At 73.0% G+C, this 14,763-nt stretch carries 15 protein-coding genes; 8 read left to right on the forward strand and 7 right to left on the reverse strand.

The features are described from left to right. Window positions 1-31: 31 nt before the first annotated feature. The 5 genes from ACH4SI_RS13220 to paaA are packed head-to-tail and all read right to left on the reverse strand — an operon-like array spanning window position 32 to window position 3,597. On the reverse strand, window positions 32-1,141 hold the full coding sequence (locus tag ACH4SI_RS13220; protein WP_398295794.1) for a 2Fe-2S iron-sulfur cluster-binding protein: 1,110 nt from the start codon (window positions 1,139-1,141) through the stop codon (window positions 32-34). Next, window positions 1,141-1,656: a 1,2-phenylacetyl-CoA epoxidase subunit PaaD gene (paaD, locus tag ACH4SI_RS13225; protein ID WP_398295795.1), complete on the reverse strand. Its 516-nt coding sequence runs from the start codon at window positions 1,654-1,656 to the stop codon at window positions 1,141-1,143. Before paaD ends, ACH4SI_RS13220 begins: the two co-directional genes overlap by 1 nt. Continuing rightward, entirely contained in the window at window positions 1,650-2,351 is a 702-nt protein-coding gene (gene paaC / locus ACH4SI_RS13230; RefSeq protein WP_398295796.1) for a 1,2-phenylacetyl-CoA epoxidase subunit PaaC, read from the reverse strand. Before paaC ends, paaD begins: the two co-directional genes overlap by 7 nt. Then, window positions 2,348-2,644 (reverse strand): 1,2-phenylacetyl-CoA epoxidase subunit PaaB, encoded by a 297-nt coding sequence (paaB, locus tag ACH4SI_RS13235; RefSeq protein ID WP_398295797.1) that lies wholly within the window; start codon window positions 2,642-2,644, stop codon window positions 2,348-2,350. Before paaB ends, paaC begins: the two co-directional genes overlap by 4 nt. Further along, on the reverse strand, window positions 2,641-3,597 hold the full coding sequence (paaA, locus tag ACH4SI_RS13240; RefSeq protein ID WP_398295798.1) for a 1,2-phenylacetyl-CoA epoxidase subunit PaaA: 957 nt from the start codon (window positions 3,595-3,597) through the stop codon (window positions 2,641-2,643). Before paaA ends, paaB begins: the two co-directional genes overlap by 4 nt. Window positions 3,598-3,851: 254 nt before the next feature. On the opposite strand from paaA, the gene ACH4SI_RS13245 reads away from it, so the two are divergent. The 3 genes from ACH4SI_RS13245 to ACH4SI_RS13255 all read left to right on the forward strand — a co-directional run bounded on the left by ACH4SI_RS13245 (window position 3,852) and on the right by ACH4SI_RS13255 (window position 6,603). Further along, on the forward strand, window positions 3,852-4,523 hold the full coding sequence (locus ACH4SI_RS13245; RefSeq protein WP_398295799.1) for a DUF5819 family protein: 672 nt from the start codon (window positions 3,852-3,854) through the stop codon (window positions 4,521-4,523). Further along, a complete protein-coding gene (locus ACH4SI_RS13250) occupies window positions 4,520-5,782 on the forward strand; it encodes an HTTM domain-containing protein (protein ID WP_398295800.1) in 1,263 nt (420 codons plus the stop codon). The genes ACH4SI_RS13245 and ACH4SI_RS13250 overlap by 4 nt, the downstream gene beginning before the upstream one ends. Before the next feature lie 62 nt (window positions 5,783-5,844). Then, window positions 5,845-6,603 carry a TrmH family RNA methyltransferase gene (locus ACH4SI_RS13255; RefSeq protein WP_398295801.1) on the forward strand — a complete coding sequence of 253 codons (759 nt, stop codon included), beginning with the start codon at window positions 5,845-5,847 and terminating at the stop codon, window positions 6,601-6,603. Here ACH4SI_RS13255 and paaN read toward each other — a convergent pair whose 3' ends face one another. Then, complete coding sequence (paaN, locus tag ACH4SI_RS13260) at window positions 6,604-8,325, reverse strand: phenylacetic acid degradation protein PaaN (RefSeq protein WP_398295802.1); 1,722 nt, start codon at window positions 8,323-8,325, stop codon at window positions 6,604-6,606. A gap of 134 nt (window positions 8,326-8,459) precedes the next feature. Between paaN and ACH4SI_RS13265 the strand changes: the two genes are divergently transcribed. Both ACH4SI_RS13265 and ACH4SI_RS13270 read left to right on the forward strand, forming a co-directional pair. Continuing rightward, a complete protein-coding gene (locus ACH4SI_RS13265; protein ID WP_398295803.1) occupies window positions 8,460-10,004 on the forward strand; it encodes a 3-hydroxyacyl-CoA dehydrogenase in 1,545 nt (514 codons plus the stop codon). 2 nt (window positions 10,005-10,006) lie between these two features. Continuing rightward, window positions 10,007-10,633, forward strand: a complete 627-nt coding sequence (locus ACH4SI_RS13270; protein ID WP_398295804.1) for a TetR/AcrR family transcriptional regulator — start codon at window positions 10,007-10,009, stop codon at window positions 10,631-10,633. Here ACH4SI_RS13270 and ACH4SI_RS13275 read toward each other — a convergent pair. Continuing rightward, on the reverse strand, window positions 10,630-11,118 hold the full coding sequence (locus tag ACH4SI_RS13275; RefSeq protein ID WP_398296055.1) for an Lrp/AsnC family transcriptional regulator: 489 nt from the start codon (window positions 11,116-11,118) through the stop codon (window positions 10,630-10,632). The genes ACH4SI_RS13270 and ACH4SI_RS13275 overlap by 4 nt on opposite strands. Before the next feature lie 179 nt (window positions 11,119-11,297). Between ACH4SI_RS13275 and pdhA the strand changes: the two genes are divergently transcribed. From pdhA to ACH4SI_RS13290, 3 genes are read left to right on the forward strand one after another with little or no spacing between them, the layout of a single operon-like run. Next, window positions 11,298-12,446, forward strand: a complete 1,149-nt coding sequence (pdhA, locus tag ACH4SI_RS13280; protein WP_398295805.1) for a pyruvate dehydrogenase (acetyl-transferring) E1 component subunit alpha — start codon at window positions 11,298-11,300, stop codon at window positions 12,444-12,446. Continuing rightward, a complete protein-coding gene (locus ACH4SI_RS13285) occupies window positions 12,443-13,468 on the forward strand; it encodes an alpha-ketoacid dehydrogenase subunit beta (RefSeq protein ID WP_398295806.1) in 1,026 nt (341 codons plus the stop codon). The genes pdhA and ACH4SI_RS13285 overlap by 4 nt, the downstream gene beginning before the upstream one ends. Next, on the forward strand, window positions 13,468-14,742 hold the full coding sequence (locus ACH4SI_RS13290) for a dihydrolipoamide acetyltransferase family protein (protein WP_398295808.1): 1,275 nt from the start codon (window positions 13,468-13,470) through the stop codon (window positions 14,740-14,742). The genes ACH4SI_RS13285 and ACH4SI_RS13290 overlap by 1 nt, the downstream gene beginning before the upstream one ends. Window positions 14,743-14,763: the final 21 nt, after the last annotated feature.

Consider the following 14,763-nt stretch of genomic DNA (forward strand, 5'->3'; position numbering starts at 1 on the left):
CTAAAAGAAGGGAAGGCGGCGGCTCGGCCGGTCAGCGGTCGAAGTCCAGCTCCACCCGCTCGCCGACCGGATGGGACTGGCAGGACAGCACATAGCCCGCCTCCACCTCGTCAGGCTCCAGCGCGAAGTTCCGGTCCATCCGCACCTCCCCGGAGACCAGGAACGCCCGGCAGGTCCCGCACACCCCGCCCTTGCAGGCGTACGGCGCGTCCGCGCGATTGCGCAGCACGGTCTCCAGCAGCGGCTCCCCGTCCCGCACCGGCCAGCTGCCCGACCGGCCGTCCAGGGTCGCCGTGACCGTGCTGTGCGAGGGCGCGGCGGCCGGGCGCGGCGTGGGGGAGACGCCCTCGCCGGGCTCCGCCGCCACATGGAAGATCTCCTGATGGACCCGGCCGCGGGGCACCCCGAGCCCACGCAGCGCCCGCTCGGCGGCGCGCACCAGCCCGTAGGGGCCGCACAGGAACCAGCCGTCCACCGAACGCACCGGAAGCAGCGAGGGCAGCAGCCCGGTCAGCCGCTCCTGATCCAGCCGCCCGGACACCAGCCCGGTCTGCTGCTCCTCCCGGGAGAGGGCGCACACCAGCTGGAACCGGTCGGGCCAGCGGTCCTTGAGGTCGGCGACCTCCTCCAGGAACATCGTGGAGGCGGCGGTGCGGTCGCTGCGGATCAGACAGAAGCGGGCTTCGGGCTGCCGCTCCAGCAGGGTGGCGGCGATGGACAGCACGGGCGTGATGCCGCTGCCGCCGACGACCGCGGCGAAGTGGCCGGGCCGGGGGTCGAGCACGAACCGGCCGGCCGGGGCCATCACCTCCACCACCTCCCCGACCGCCAGCTCCTTGAGGGCGTACGTGGAGAACGCGCCGCCCTCGACCAGCCGCACCCCTACCCGCAGCAGCTCGGGGCCTTCCGGGCCCGCGGCAGGGGTGCAGATCGAATACGTACGCCGGATCTCCGCGCCGTCCGTGAACCGCCGCACCGCGATGTGCTGCCCGGGGACGAAGCGGAACGTCTCGCGCAGCGCGGGCGGCACCCGGAGGGTGACGGCCACCGCGTCATCGGTGAGCGGATCGACGGCCGCCACCCGCAGCGGATGGAACGCGCCGTGGTGGGGCGCGGCGACGGGCACCGCTTCCGCGGCCATCACAACTCCTTGAAGTGGTCGAACGGTTCGCGGCAGGTCTCGCAGCGGCGCAGCGCCTTGCACGCGGTGGAGGAGAAGCGGCTCAGCAGCGCGGTGTCGGTCGAGCCGCAGTGCGGGCAGCGCACCGTCAGGTCGACGGGGACCGGACCGCCCGCCGCGGCGGCCCGTGGGGCGGGCGGCGCGATGCCGGACTCCGCGAGCTTGCGGCGGCCCTCGGCGCTGATCGCGTCCGTCGTCCAGGGCGGGGCGAGCACCGTGCGGACGTCGACCTCCGCCACGCCGCGGTCGTGCAGCACCCGCTCGATGTCGGCGGCCATCGTCTCCAGCGCGGGGCAGCCGGTGTAGGTGGGGGTCAGCTCGACCTCGACCCGGCCCGGTGCCAGGACCCGCAGCCCGCGCAGCACGCCCAGCTCGGCCAGGGACACCATCGGCAGCTCCGGATCCGGCACGGCTCCGGCCAGCCGCCGCAGCTCCTCTTCGAGCGCGGTGGGGGCGTGGGGCGTGGGGGTCACCATGCCGCCCCCGGGTGGCTGCGGTGCAGATGCTGCATCTGCGCGAGCATCGGGCCGAACGGCTCGGTGTGGATGCCCTGGCGCCCGGCCCCGGCCGCCCAGGCGCCGCGCCGCGGTCCCTCGGGCAGGCTCAGCGTGGCCCGGTCGAGGACGGCGGTGACGCGGTCCAGCCATGCGGCGCCCAGCGCCGACCACTCCACGTCGCACCCCTCGACCGGCTCGAACAGCTCGCCGGTGAACCGCCACAGCGCGTCCACCCCGCGGCGCATCCGCCGATGGCTCTCCTCGGTGCCGTCGCCGAGCCGCAGCGTCCAGTGCTCGGCGTGATCGCGGTGGTAGGCGACCTCCTTGACCGCCTTGGCGGCCAGCGGCGCGAAGGGGCCGTCGCCGCGCGCCAGCTCCTCGTACAACAGCTCCTGGTAGGTGGAGAAGTAGAGCTGGCGGGCGATGGTGTGGGCGAAGTCCCCGTTCGGCTGCTCGACCAGCTGGACGTTGCGGAACGCCCGCTCCTCGCGCAGATAGGCCAGCTCGTCCTCGTCGCCGACGAGGGAGAGCAGCACCCGGGCCTGGCCGAGCAGGTCGAGGGCGATGTTGGCCAGCGCGACCTCCTCCTCCAGCACGGGGGCGTGGCCCGCCCACTCCCCCAGCCGGTGGGAGAGCACCAGCGCGTCGTCGCCCAGGGCGAGGGCCGCGGTCACAGGTGCCGCACCCCCTCCGGGATGTCGTAGAACGTGGGGTGCCGGTAGGGCTTGTCGGCGGCGGGCTCGAAGAACGGGTCCTTCTCCTCGGGCGAGGAGGCGGTGATCGACGCGGAGGGCACCACCCAGAGCGAGACGCCCTCCGAGCGGCGGGTGTACAGGTCGCGGGCGTTGCGCAGCGCCATCTCCGCGTCCGGGGCGTGCAGGGATCCGGCGTGGGTGTGCGCGAGGCCGCGCCTGCCGCGGACGAACACCTCCCACAGCGGCCATGCGCCGTTTCCGTCACCGCTCATGCCTGTGCCTTCCCGTGCTTGGCCGCGTACGCCGCGGCCGCCTCGCGCACCCAGGCGCCTTCCTCATGGGCCCGGCGCCGCTGGGAGATCCGCTGGGCGCCGCACGGCCCGTTTCCCCGCAGCACCTCGCCGAACTCGTCCCAGTCGATGGGGCCGAAGTCGTGGTGTCCCCGCTCCTCGTTCCACTTCAGATCGGGGTCGGGGAGGGTGAGGCCGAGGGATTCGGCCTGGGGGACGCAGATGTCGACGAAGCGCTGGCGCAGCTCGTCGTTGGAATGCCGCTTGATCTTCCAGGCCATCGACTGGGCGGAGTGCGCCGACGCGTCGTCGGGCGGGCCGAACATCATCAGCGACGGCCACCACCAGCGGTCCACCGCGTCCTGGGCCATGGCGTGCTGGGCCTCGGTGCCCCGGCTCAGGGTCAGCAGCAGCTCGTATCCCTGGCGCTGGTGGAAGGACTCCTCCTTGCAGATCCGGACCATCGCGCGGGCGTACGGCCCGTAGGAGCAGCGGCACAGCGGGACCTGGTTGGTGATCGCCGCGCCGTCCACGAGCCAGCCGATGGCGCCCACGTCGGCCCAGGTCAGCGTCGGGTAGTTGAAGATCGACGAGTATTTCTGGCGGCCCGAGTGGAGCTTGTCGAGCAGCTCGTCCCGGCCGACGCCCAGGGTTTCCGCCGCGCTGTAGAGGTACAGGCCGTGGCCCGCCTCGTCCTGGACCTTGGCCATCAGGATCGCCTTGCGCCGCAGCGAGGGGGCGCGGCTGATCCAGTTGGCCTCGGGCAGCATGCCGATGATCTCGGAGTGGGCGTGCTGGGCGATCTGCCGGACCAGGGACGCCCGGTAGTCGCCGGGCATCCAGTCGCGCGGCTCGATGCGCTCGTCCGCGGCCAGGGCGGCGTCGAACACCGCCTCGTACGCGCCCGCCCCGGCATCCGCCGCCATCGTCGTCATGCGAAGCCCCTTCGCCATCCGTCGCCGCCGTCCGTCCCGCCGACCAGCGCGGCAGCCAACCGACCGACCGATCGTTCGGTTCAATGGTGTGTCGGGGGAACGTAGGGTGTCAAGCCTGTGGATAACGCCGAGGGTGCTGTGCCCCGTGGGCCGCATCGGTACCGTGCGGGCGTGGGGGCACCCCGCGGGGGCCGTGGGCGCGCAGCCGTCCGGGCCGGGGGCGAGGACCTGGACCATCGGGAGTGGGGCGGGGCATGGCGGTAACGGAGCCGGACGACGAGGCGGCGGAACGGCTCGCCGCGCTCTCCACTCCGGCACAGCTGATCGTCGCGGTGGCGGTCGCCGCCGTCGCGGTCGCCGCGGCCCTTCACCTCGGGATGGCGTTCCTGAGCATCGCGCCGCCCAACACGGTCAGCAAGCGGCACGGCGCGGCGGTGGACGACTACACCTACCCGGAATTCGAGCGGAACTGGAAGCTCTTCGCGCCCAATCCGCTCCAGCAGGACATCGCCGTGGAGGCCCGGGCCGAGATCCGCACCCCCGAGGGCGGCCTCACGACCACCGGCTGGACCAGCCTCTCCGCCCAGGACGGTGCCGCGATCCACCACAACCCGCTGCCCAGCCACACCCAGCAGAACGAACTGCGCCGCGCCTGGGAGTTCTACGTCGGCTCGCACGACGCGCGGGAACGGCCGGGCGGCACCCGCGGCAGCCTCTCCGAGCAGTACATACGCCGGATCGTCATGCTCCGCCTGGGCCCGAAGCCGGACGGCGGCACGGTGCAGCGCGTCCAGGTGCGGTCCGCGACCACGCAGCTGGCCGCGCCGCCGTGGAGCGACGAGAAGACCGACACCAAGACGTTCTACCGGACCCTGCCCTGGTGGACGGTGACCGAGGCCGACCTCCCGGAGGGGACGCGCCGGTGAAGACATCCGCCGTATCCGCTGCCATATCCGCTGTTCGGGCTTCCCTGGCGCGCGGCCACGCCCGCGTCACCGGATCCGCGCTCGGCCCCTACCAGACGGCCGTGGTGCGCATCGGCTTCTCCTTCACCTGGCTGCTCTTCCTGCTCCGCGAATGGCCCCACCGCCGGGAGCTGTACGGCCCCGACGGCCCCTGGAGCTGGGACATGGCCCGGCGGCTGATCGACGGCAACCACGCCTTCACCGCGCTCATGTGGTCCGACAGCGGCCTGTGGTTCGAGACCGTCTATGCCGTCGCCCTCGTCTCGGCCCTGCTGCTCCTGCTCGGCTGGCGCACCCGCACCATGTCGGTGCTGTTCATGCTCGGCGTGCTGTCGCTGCAGAACCGCTCCATCTTCATCGGCGACGGCGGCGACAACCTCATCCATCTGATGTCGCTCTACCTGGTGCTCACCCGGTGCGGCCAGGTCTGGTCGCTCGACGCCCGCCGCGCCGCCCGCCGTCCGGAGGACGGCGACGGGGACGGGGCCGGGCAGGAGTCGCCGCGCGATACGACCGGAATCGTGCTGTGGGCCGTCCTGGGGCTCGCCCTGGCCTGGATCCAGCTGTTCACCGACGCCGGTCTGTCCCCGGTCGCCGACGGTCCGCTCCCCGGGCTGGGCTGGGCGACGGTCCTGTGGGGGCTGTGGCTCGTCCAGGGCGGCTGGTGGCTCGCGCGCCGTTACGCACCGGGGGAACCACGCACCGTCCTGGACATGCTCGCCAACCTGGCGCACAACGGCGCACTGGTGGTGATCATGGGCGAGGTGTGCCTGCTCTACGCCTCGGCCGGCTGGTACAAGGTCCAGGGAACGCGCTGGCAGGACGGCACCGCCCTCTACTACCCGCTGCACCTGGACTACTTCTCGCCCTGGCCGTCCCTGGCCGACGCGCTCGCGAGCAGCGGCACCCTGGTGATGCTGCTGACCTACGGCACGGTCGTCGTGCAGGTCGCCTTCCCCTTCACCCTGCTGAACCGCCGGGCCAAGAACGTCATGCTGGTGCTGCTGATGCTGGAGCACATCGGTATCGCCGTCGCGCTCGGCCTGCCCTTCTTCTCGCTCGCCGCCATCGCCGCGGATTCGGTGTTCCTGCCGACCGCGTTCCTGCTCTGGACCGGCCGGAAGGTGACCCGGGCCCGCGACCGGCTGGCCGCGCGCACCGTTGAAGAGCCGGCGGGGGAGGACGACGAGGAGCCCGCCGCCCCCTCGCTCACCGGCTGAGCTGCCCACCGACTGCCGGTGGACCCGCCTGGTCACGGCCGTGGCCGCCGTACGCTGAGGAAATGACTGAGGACCAGGCCGCGCACGCCGTGCGGCAGTGGCGCGAGACGGCCCCCGAGACCGTGCTGCTCGACGGCTTCCATGCGCTGAAGCATGCGCTCCGCTTCGGCGCCGAGGTGCGGGTCGCGGTCACCGGCGACAAGGCCGCCGCGGTGGCGCTGGCGGCGGAGCTGGCCGGTGATCTCACCGAGGTGATCGCGGATCTCCTGGTGGAGGTGGGGGACGAGGCCCTGCGCGCCCTCGTCCCCCGGGTGCATCCCACCCGCGTCGCCGCGCTGGCGGTCAGGCGCGGGCGGCAGGGGAACCTGGACGCCCTGGCGCGGCAGCCGAGGCCCGCACCGGTCGTCGTCCTGGACAACCCCCGCAACCTCGGGAACGTCGGCGCCGTGGTCCGGCTCGCCGCCGGGTTCGGGGCCACGGGGGTGGTCACCACCGGGGACATCGACCCCTGGCACCCGAACGCCGTGCGCTCGGGCGCGGGCCTCCACTTCGCCACCGCGGTCGAACGGCTGCCGGACGACGCCCTCCCGCCCGGGCCGCTGTACGCCCTGGACGCGGAGGGGGAGGACATCCGGTCCCTGGCCATCCCCGATGACGCCCTGCTGGCGTTCGGCTCCGAGCGGCACGGGCTCTCACCGGAGCTGCGCAAGCGGGCCACCCGGCTGGTGGCCCTCCCCATGCGGCCACAGGTGTCCAGCTACAACCTGGCCACCAGCGTGGCCATGGCCCTGTTCCACTGGGGAGGACCACCCATGTCCTGATCAGGCCGGGCGCCGCACCTCCACCGTGCGGAAGCGGCTCGCCACGAACGCCCCGTCGCACAGCGCGGCGTTGGCCGACGGGTTGCCGCCCGAGCCGTGGAAGTCCGAGAAGGCCGCGGTCTGGTTCACATACACCCCGCCGGTCAGGTTCAGCGACAGCTGGGCGCACTCCTCCAGACACGCCTCCTCGATCAGCCGCTCCACCTCGGGCGACGTCGTGTACGCACCGACCGTCATCGCGCCCTTGTCCCGGGTGGTGCGGCGCAGCAGGGCGACCGCGTCAGCCGCTGAGTCGACCGCGACGGCGAAGGACACCGGGCCGAAGCATTCGGAGAGATAGGGCGCGTCCGCGTCCGCCCCCTCCCAGAACTTCCGCGCCCCGTCCGCCTTCACCATCAGCGGCGTGCGCACCGTGGCGTCGGGGAAGTCGGGGTGGGCCACCGCGCGGGAGGCGAGCGCGACCCCGCCGAGCCCGGGTGCGGCCTCCAGCCGCTCCCGCACCCTCGGGCCCACGATCGCGCCGAGCAGCGCGCTCGCCCGCGCGTCGTCGCCCAGCAGTCCGTCGACCGCCGCCGCCAGGTCGGCCACCACCTCGTCGTACGACTTGGGGCCCGCGTCGGTGGCGATGCCCTCGCGGGGGATCAGCAGATTCTGCGGGGTGGTGCACATCTGGCCGCTGTAGAGGGACAGGGAGAAGGCCAGATTGGCCAGCATGCCCTTGTAGTCGTCGGTGGAGTCGATGACGACCGTGTTGACCCCGGCCTTCTCCGTGAAGACCTGGGCCTGCCGGGCATGGGTCTCCAGCCAGTCGCCGAAGGCGGTCGAGCCCGTGTAGTCGATGATGCGGATCTCGGGGCGCACGGCGAGGACCTTGGCGATGCCCTCGTCGGGCCGTTCGGCCGCCAGCGCCACCAGATTGGGGTCGAAGCCCGCCTCCCGCAGCACCTCGCGCGCGGCCTGGACGGTCAGCGCGAGCGGCAGCACGGCCTGCGGGTGCGGCTTGACCAGCACCGGATTACCGGTGGCGAGCGAGGCGAACAGGCCCGGGTAGCCGTTCCACGTGGGGAAGGTGTTGCAGCCGATCAGCAGCGCGATGCCCCGCGGCACCGCGGTGAAGGTCTTGCGCAGCTCCAGCGGATCGCGCTTGCCCTGCGGCTTGGACCAGTCGGCGGCCCCCGGCGTGCGCGTCTGCTCCGCGAACGCGTACGCCACCGCCTCCAGACCGCGGTCCTGGGCGTGCGGGCCGCCCGCCTGGAACGCCATCATGTACGCCTGTCCGCTGGTGTGCATGACGGCTTGCGCGAACTCGTGCGAGCGGGCGCTGATGCGGGCCAGGATCTCCAGGCAGACCATGGCCCGTGCCTCGGGCCCGGCATCCCGCCAGGCGGGCATCGCCGCACGCATCGCCGGGAGCAGCACCTCGATATCCGGATGCGGATACTCCATGCCCATCTCGGCCCCGTACGGCGAGACCTCGGAGCCCGCCCAGCCGTCGGTGCCCGGCTGGTCCAGCTCCAGGCGCGTGCCGCGCAGCGCCTCGAAGGCGGCCTGGCCCTCGGCGACGCTCAGGCTCGGGCGCCCGCCCTGGCCCTCCCCGCCGTACGCCTTCGGATGCTCGGGGTGCGGGGACCAATAGGCGCGGGTACGAATCGCCTCCAGGGCCTGGTCGAGGGTGGGACGGTGCTCTTGCGTCAACTGGTCTGTGGTGAGTCCGGCGGTCACGGCTGACCAACTCCTCGTCGAGCTGGGATTGAGCTGGGCTGGAAGTGGCGACAGAGTTAGATTAACCGAACGATCGGTCGGGACAAGAGGGCCTGGCGGCCCTGTGGAAAACTTCGTCGAAAAGGATCAGCGGCATGACTGCGAGCGACCGTGGGCTCCCGCGCACCAGCACCGTAGCCGTCGTCGGCACCGGCACCATGGGCCAGGGAATCGCCCAGGTGGCGCTGGTCGCCGGGCATCCGGTGCGGCTCCATGACGCCGCGCCCGGCCGCGCCGCCCAGGCCGCGGACGCCATCGCCGCCCGCCTCGATCGGATGGTCGCCAAGGGCGCGCTCACCGCGGCCGACCGCGACGCCGCCCTCGGCCGGCTCGCCCCCGTCGACCACCTGGTGGACCTGGCCGAGGCCGAGCTGGCCATCGAGGCCGTCCTGGAGGAGCTGGGCGCCAAGCAGCAACTGTTCACCGCCCTCGAAACCGTCGTCTCCGAGCGCTGTCTGCTCGCCACCAACACCTCCTCCCTCTCCGTCACGGCCGTCGCGGGCGCCCTGCGCCGCCCGGGCCGCCTCGTCGGCCTCCACTTCTTCAACCCGGCCCCGCTGCTGCCGCTGGTCGAGGTCGTCCGCGGCTTCGCCACCGACCAGGACGCCGCCGACCGCGCGTACGACACCGTCGCCGCGTGGGGCAAGACCCCGGTGCGCTGCGCCGATAGCCCCGGGTTCATCGTCAACCGGATCGCCCGCCCCTTCTACGCCGAGGCCTTCCGGGTGTACGAGGAGGGCGGCGCCGACCCCGCCACCGTCGACGCCGTGCTGCGCGAGTCCGGCGGCTTCCGGATGGGCCCCTTCGAGCTGACCGACCTCATCGGCCAGGACGTGAACGAGGCCGTCACCCGATCCGTCTGGGAATCGCTGTTCCACGACCCGAAGTTCACCCCCTCCCTCGCCCAGCGCCGCCTGGTCGACGCCGGGCTGCACGGGCGCAAGACGGGCCGCGGCTGGTACGACCACGCCGACGGCGCCGCGCGCCCCCGCCCGCACACCGCCGAGCCGTGCGGCGCCCCCGCGAAGCTCGCCCTCCATGGCGACCTGGGCCCCGCCGCCGGGCTCGTCCCCCTCATCGAGGAGGCGGGCATCGCCCTGTCACGCGAGCCCGTGACGGAAGCGGGGGCGGAGACGGGGCCCGGGGGCTTCCTCGCGCTGCCCGACGGCACCCGGCTGTCCCTGACCGACGGATCCTCCGCCACCACGGACCCGAGCGCCCCCGGCATCCGCTTCGACCTGGCGCTGGACTACCGCACCGCCACCCGCGTCGCCCTCGCCCCCTCCGCGACCGCGGCGCCGGAGGCCATCGCGGCCGCGACGGGGCTCTTCCAGGCGCTCGGCAAGCAGGTGAGCGTCGTGGGGGACCTCCCCGGCATGATCGTGGCTCGCACCGTCGCGATGCTCGTGGACTTCGCCGAGGACGCCGTCGCCCGCGGGGTGGCGAGCGCCGGGGACATCGACACCGCCATGCGCACCGGCGTCAACTATCCGCGCGGCCCGCTGCACTGGGGGTCCCTGCTCGGCGCCGGCTGGGTGCGCGATGTCCTGAGGAACCTCCACGACGCCTGCCCCACCGGCCGCTACGCCCCCTCCCAGGCCCTGATCCGGCGTGCTGCCACCGAAGGAAAGCTGCTCTAATCGTGGCCATGGCCAAGCGCAACACCTATACGCCCGAATCGCTGCTCGCGGTCGCCGTGGAGGTGTTCAACGAGCGGGGGTACGACGGCACCTCCATGGAGCATCTGTCCCATGCCGCGGGGATCTCCAAGTCGTCGATCTACCACCACGTCAAGGGCAAGGAAGAGCTGCTCCGGCGCGCCACGAGCCGTGCGCTCGACGGACTGTTCGGCATCCTCCAGGAACCGGGTGCGTGCGACGGCCGGGCGATCGAGCGGCTGGAGTACGTGGTCCGGCGCACCGCCGAGGTACTGATGGAGGAGCTGCCCTACGTCACGCTGCTGCTGCGGGTCCGTGGCAACACGGACACCGAGCGGTGGGCCATGGAGCGCCGGAGGGACTTCGACCACGAGGTCGCCGACCTGCTCAAGCGGGCGGCCGCCGACGGTGATCTGCGCGCCGACGTGGACGCGCGGCTGGCGACCCGGCTCCTCTTCGGCATGATCAACTCCATCGTGGAGTGGTACCGGCCCGGCCGGGGTGGGGCCGCCGGGGCCGACGAGGTGGCCGAGGCCGTGGTCCGCACGGCCTTCGCGGGCCTGCGCGTCCCCGGACACCAGACCTCCGGGGACCGGACCTCTGGGAACTAGACCTCCGGGTCCAGGTCCGTTTCCTCGAAGACCAGCAGGGTGCGGGTGCTCAGCACCTCAGGAATCGCCTGGATCCGGGTGAGGACGAGTTCGCGCAGCGAGCGGTTGTCCTCGGTGTGTACCAGCAGCAGTACGTCGAAATCGCCGCTGACCAGGGCGATGTGGGCCGCTCCCGGCAGCAGTCGGAGCTGTTCGCGCACGGTGCGCCAGGAATTCTGCACGATCTTCAGCGTGATGTACGCGGATGCCCCCTGCCCGGCCCGCTCCTGGTCCACCCGGGCGCTGAAGCCCCGGATCACCCCGTCGTCCAGGAGCCGGTTGATCCGGGCATAGGCGTTGGCGCGCGAGACATGCACCTGCTCGGCCACGGACCGTATCGAGGCCCGGCCGTCCGTCCGGAGCAACCGCAGAATGTCGCGATCGATGGGGTCCAGCGGCCGCGCGGGAGGACTGCCGTCCGCATTGGCCATCTGTTCGCCCTGCATGCCGCCCCGCCTACCCTTCATGGACGTCTTGTCTTTATCTCATGTGATGCAGAACCGATTGTCCACAGGCTAGGGTCGTCTGTAGCCAAAATGCGTCGTCGACCGAACAATCGGTAGGGGGAGCGATGCCGTATGGCGCGCGTGCCCTCCAGCAGTCTGCCCGCCCAGGAGGTCGTGTCATGACGGTCCTACAGCAGTCCGGCTCCTACCGGCCCACTCCCCCGCCCGCCTGGCGTCCCCGTACCGACGCGGCACCGCTGCTGCCAGAGCCCGAGCCATACCGCCTGCTGGGCACCCCCGCAGCCGACGACCTGCCCCCCGAGCTGCTGACCAGGCTCCACCGGGAGCTGGTGCACGGCCGCCGCTACAACGCGCAGGCCACCGCCCTCACCCGGCAGGGCCGGCTCGCCGTCTACCCGTCCTCGACCGGGCAGGAGGCCTGCCAGGTGGCCGCCGGCCTGGTGCTGGAGGAGCGCGACTGGCTCTTCCCCAGCTACCGCGACACCCTGGCCGCCGTGGTCCGCGGGATCGACCCCGTCCAAGCCCTCACCCTGCTGCGCGGCGACTGGCACTCGGGCTACGACCCCCGGGAGCGCCGCGTCGCCCCGCTGAGCACCCCGCTGGCCACCCAGCTGCCGCACGCGGTCGGCCTGGCCCACGCCGCGCACCTCAAGGGCGACGACGTCGTGGCGCTCGCCCTGGTCGGCGACGGCGGCACCAGCGAGGGAGACTTCCACGAGGCGCTCAACTTCGCGGCCGTCTGGCAGGCCCCCGTCGTCTTCCTCGTGCAGAACAACGGCTTCGCGATCTCCGTCCCGCTCGCCAAGCAGACCGCCGCCCCCTCCCTGGCCCACAAGGCGGTCGGCTACGGGATGCCCGGCCGGCTCGTCGACGGCAACGACGCGGCCGCCGTGCACCAGGTCCTCGGCGAGGCCGTCCGCCGGGCCCGCGGCGGTGGCGGCCCCACCCTGGTCGAGGCCGTCACCTATCGGGTCGACGCCCACACCAACGCCGACGACGCCACCCGCTACCGTTCCGACGCCGAGGTCGAGATGTGGCGCCGACATGACCCGATAGGGCTGCTGGAAGCGACCCTGCGGGACCGCGGGCTGCTCGACGACGACGGCCTCCAGGCCGTGCGCGACTCCGCGGAGGGACTCGCCGCCGATCTTCGGGCCCGGATGCACCAGGACCCGGTCCTCGACCCCCTGGAGCTTTTCGAACACGTCTACGCGGATAAAACCAGCCAACTTCGGGAGCAGGCGGCGCAGTTGCGGGCCGAGCTCGACGCCGAAGCCGACTCGGGACAGGCCGAGGGGGACCGATGACCACCGCCACCGCCCGCAAGCCCGCCACCATGGCCCAGGCCCTCGGCCGGGCGCTGCGCGACGCCATGGCCGCCGACCCGGCCGTCCATGTCCTCGGTGAGGACGTCGGCACCCTGGGCGGCGTCTTCCGGATCACCAGCGGGCTCGCCGAGGAGTTCGGCGACGACCGCTGCACGGACACGCCGCTGGCGGAGGCGGGCATCCTGGGCACCGCCGTCGGCATGGCCATGTACGGGCTGCGGCCCGTCGTCGAGATGCAGTTCGACGCCTTCGCCTACCCCTCCTTCGAGCAGCTCGTCAGCCATGTCTCCCGCATGCGCAACCGCACCCGGGGCGCGGTGCCGATGCCGCTCACCGTGCGCGTGCCGTACGGGGGCGGCATCGGCGGCGTCGAGCACCACAGCGACTCCTCCGAGGCGTACTACATGGCCACGCCCGGCCTCCAGGTCGTCGCCCCGGCGACCGTCGCCGACGCGTACGGGCTGCTGCGGGCCGCCATCGCCTCCGACGACCCCGTCGTCTTCCTCGAACCCAAGCGGCTGTACTGGTCCAAGGCCGACTGGGACGCCGACCACCCGGACGAGGTCCCGCCGATCGGGAAGGCGGTGGTCCGCGCTTCCGGCACCAGCGCCACGCTGATCTCGTACGGGCCCTCCGTCGCGGTGTGCCTCGAAGCCGCCGAGGCGGCCCGGGCCGAGGGCCGGCACCTCGAGGTGATCGACCTGCGCTCGCTCGTCCCCTTCGACGACGACACCGTGTGCGCCTCCGTGCGCCGCACCGGCCGTGCGGTCGTCGTCCACGAGGCCGCCGGTTTCGGCGGGCCCGGCGGCGAGATCGCCGCCCGCGTCACCGAGCGGTGCTTCCACCACCTGGAGGCACCGGTGCTGCGGGTCGCCGGGTTCGACATCCCGTATCCGCCGCCCATGCTCGAACGGCACCATCTGCCCGGCGTGGACCGGGTGCTGGACGCCGTCGCCCGGCTGCAGTGGGAGTCGGAGTGGACCGAGGGGAGCGCGGTCTGATGGCTGTCGTACGGGAGTTCACGCTGCCCGACCTGGGGGAGGGGCTCACCGGGGCGGAGATCGTGCGCTGGCTGGTCCAGGTCGGCGACGTCGTCACCGTCGACCAGCCGGTCGTGGAGGTCGAGACAGCGAAGGCCATGGTGGACGTGCCGTGCCCGTATGCCGGGGTGGTGACGGCGCGCTTCGGGGAGGAGGGCACCGAGCTGCCGGTGGGCGCGCCGCTGCTGACCGTGGCGTCTTCCGGTGCGTCCGATGTGTCCGGCGAGCCGGATGCGGTGAGCGGTCCCGCCGGGGCCGGTCGTCCCGCCGAGGCCGAGGGCTCCGGCAATGTGCTCGTCGGCTACGGCACGGCAGCCCCCGCCGAGCGGCGGCGCCGGGTGCGTCCCGCCAAGGGAGAGGCGGCGGCCAAGACCGCGGAGGGCCCCCTTCCGGTGATCTCTCCCCTGGTCCGTCGGCTTGCCCGGCAGCACGGCATCGACCTGCGGCAGCTGGTGGGCACCGGCCCCGAGGGACTGATCCTGCGCGCCGACGTCGAGCGGGCCGTCCCCAGGACGGCGGAGCCGGCCGGCGAGAGGCGAGAGAGGCACGAGGAGCGCACCCCGCTGCGCGGGGTGCGGGGCGCCGTGGCCGACAAGCTCGCGCGCAGCCGCCGCGAGATCCCCGACGCGACCTGCTGGGTGGACGCCGACGCGACCGAACTGCTCGCCGCCCGCACCGCCATGAACGCCACCGGCGGCCCCAAGATCTCCGTACTCGCCCTGCTGGCCCGCATCTCCACCGCGGCCCTCGCGCGCTTCCCCGACCTGAACGCCACGGTGGACATGGACCGTCGCGAGGTGGTCCGGCTCGGCGAGGTGCACCTCGGGTTCGCCGCGCAAACGGACCGCGGCCTCGTCGTCCCCGTCGTGCGCGACGCCCATACGCGCAGCGTCGAGGGGCTGGCCACCGAGATGGCGCGCCTGACCGAGGCCGCGCGAGCGGGCACGCTGTCTCCCTCCGACCTCACGGGCGGCACGTTCACGCTGAACAACTACGGGGTGTTCGGGGTCGACGGCTCGACCCCGATCATCAACCACCCCGAGGCGGCCATGCTCGGCGTCGGGCGGATCGCCCCCAAGCCGTGGGTGCACCACGGCGAGCTGGCGGTCCGCCATGTCGTGCAGCTGTCGTTCACGTTCGACCACCGGGTGTGCGACGGCGGGACGGCGGGCGGGTTCCTGCGGTACGTGGCGGACTGCGTCGAGCAGCCCTCGGTGCTGCTGCGAGGGCTTTAGGGCAGGGCACCCCGGAGCGGC

The organism is Streptomyces sp. NPDC021212 (genome assembly GCF_044332925.1).
Classification (GTDB): Bacteria; Actinomycetota; Actinomycetes; order Streptomycetales; family Streptomycetaceae; genus Streptomyces.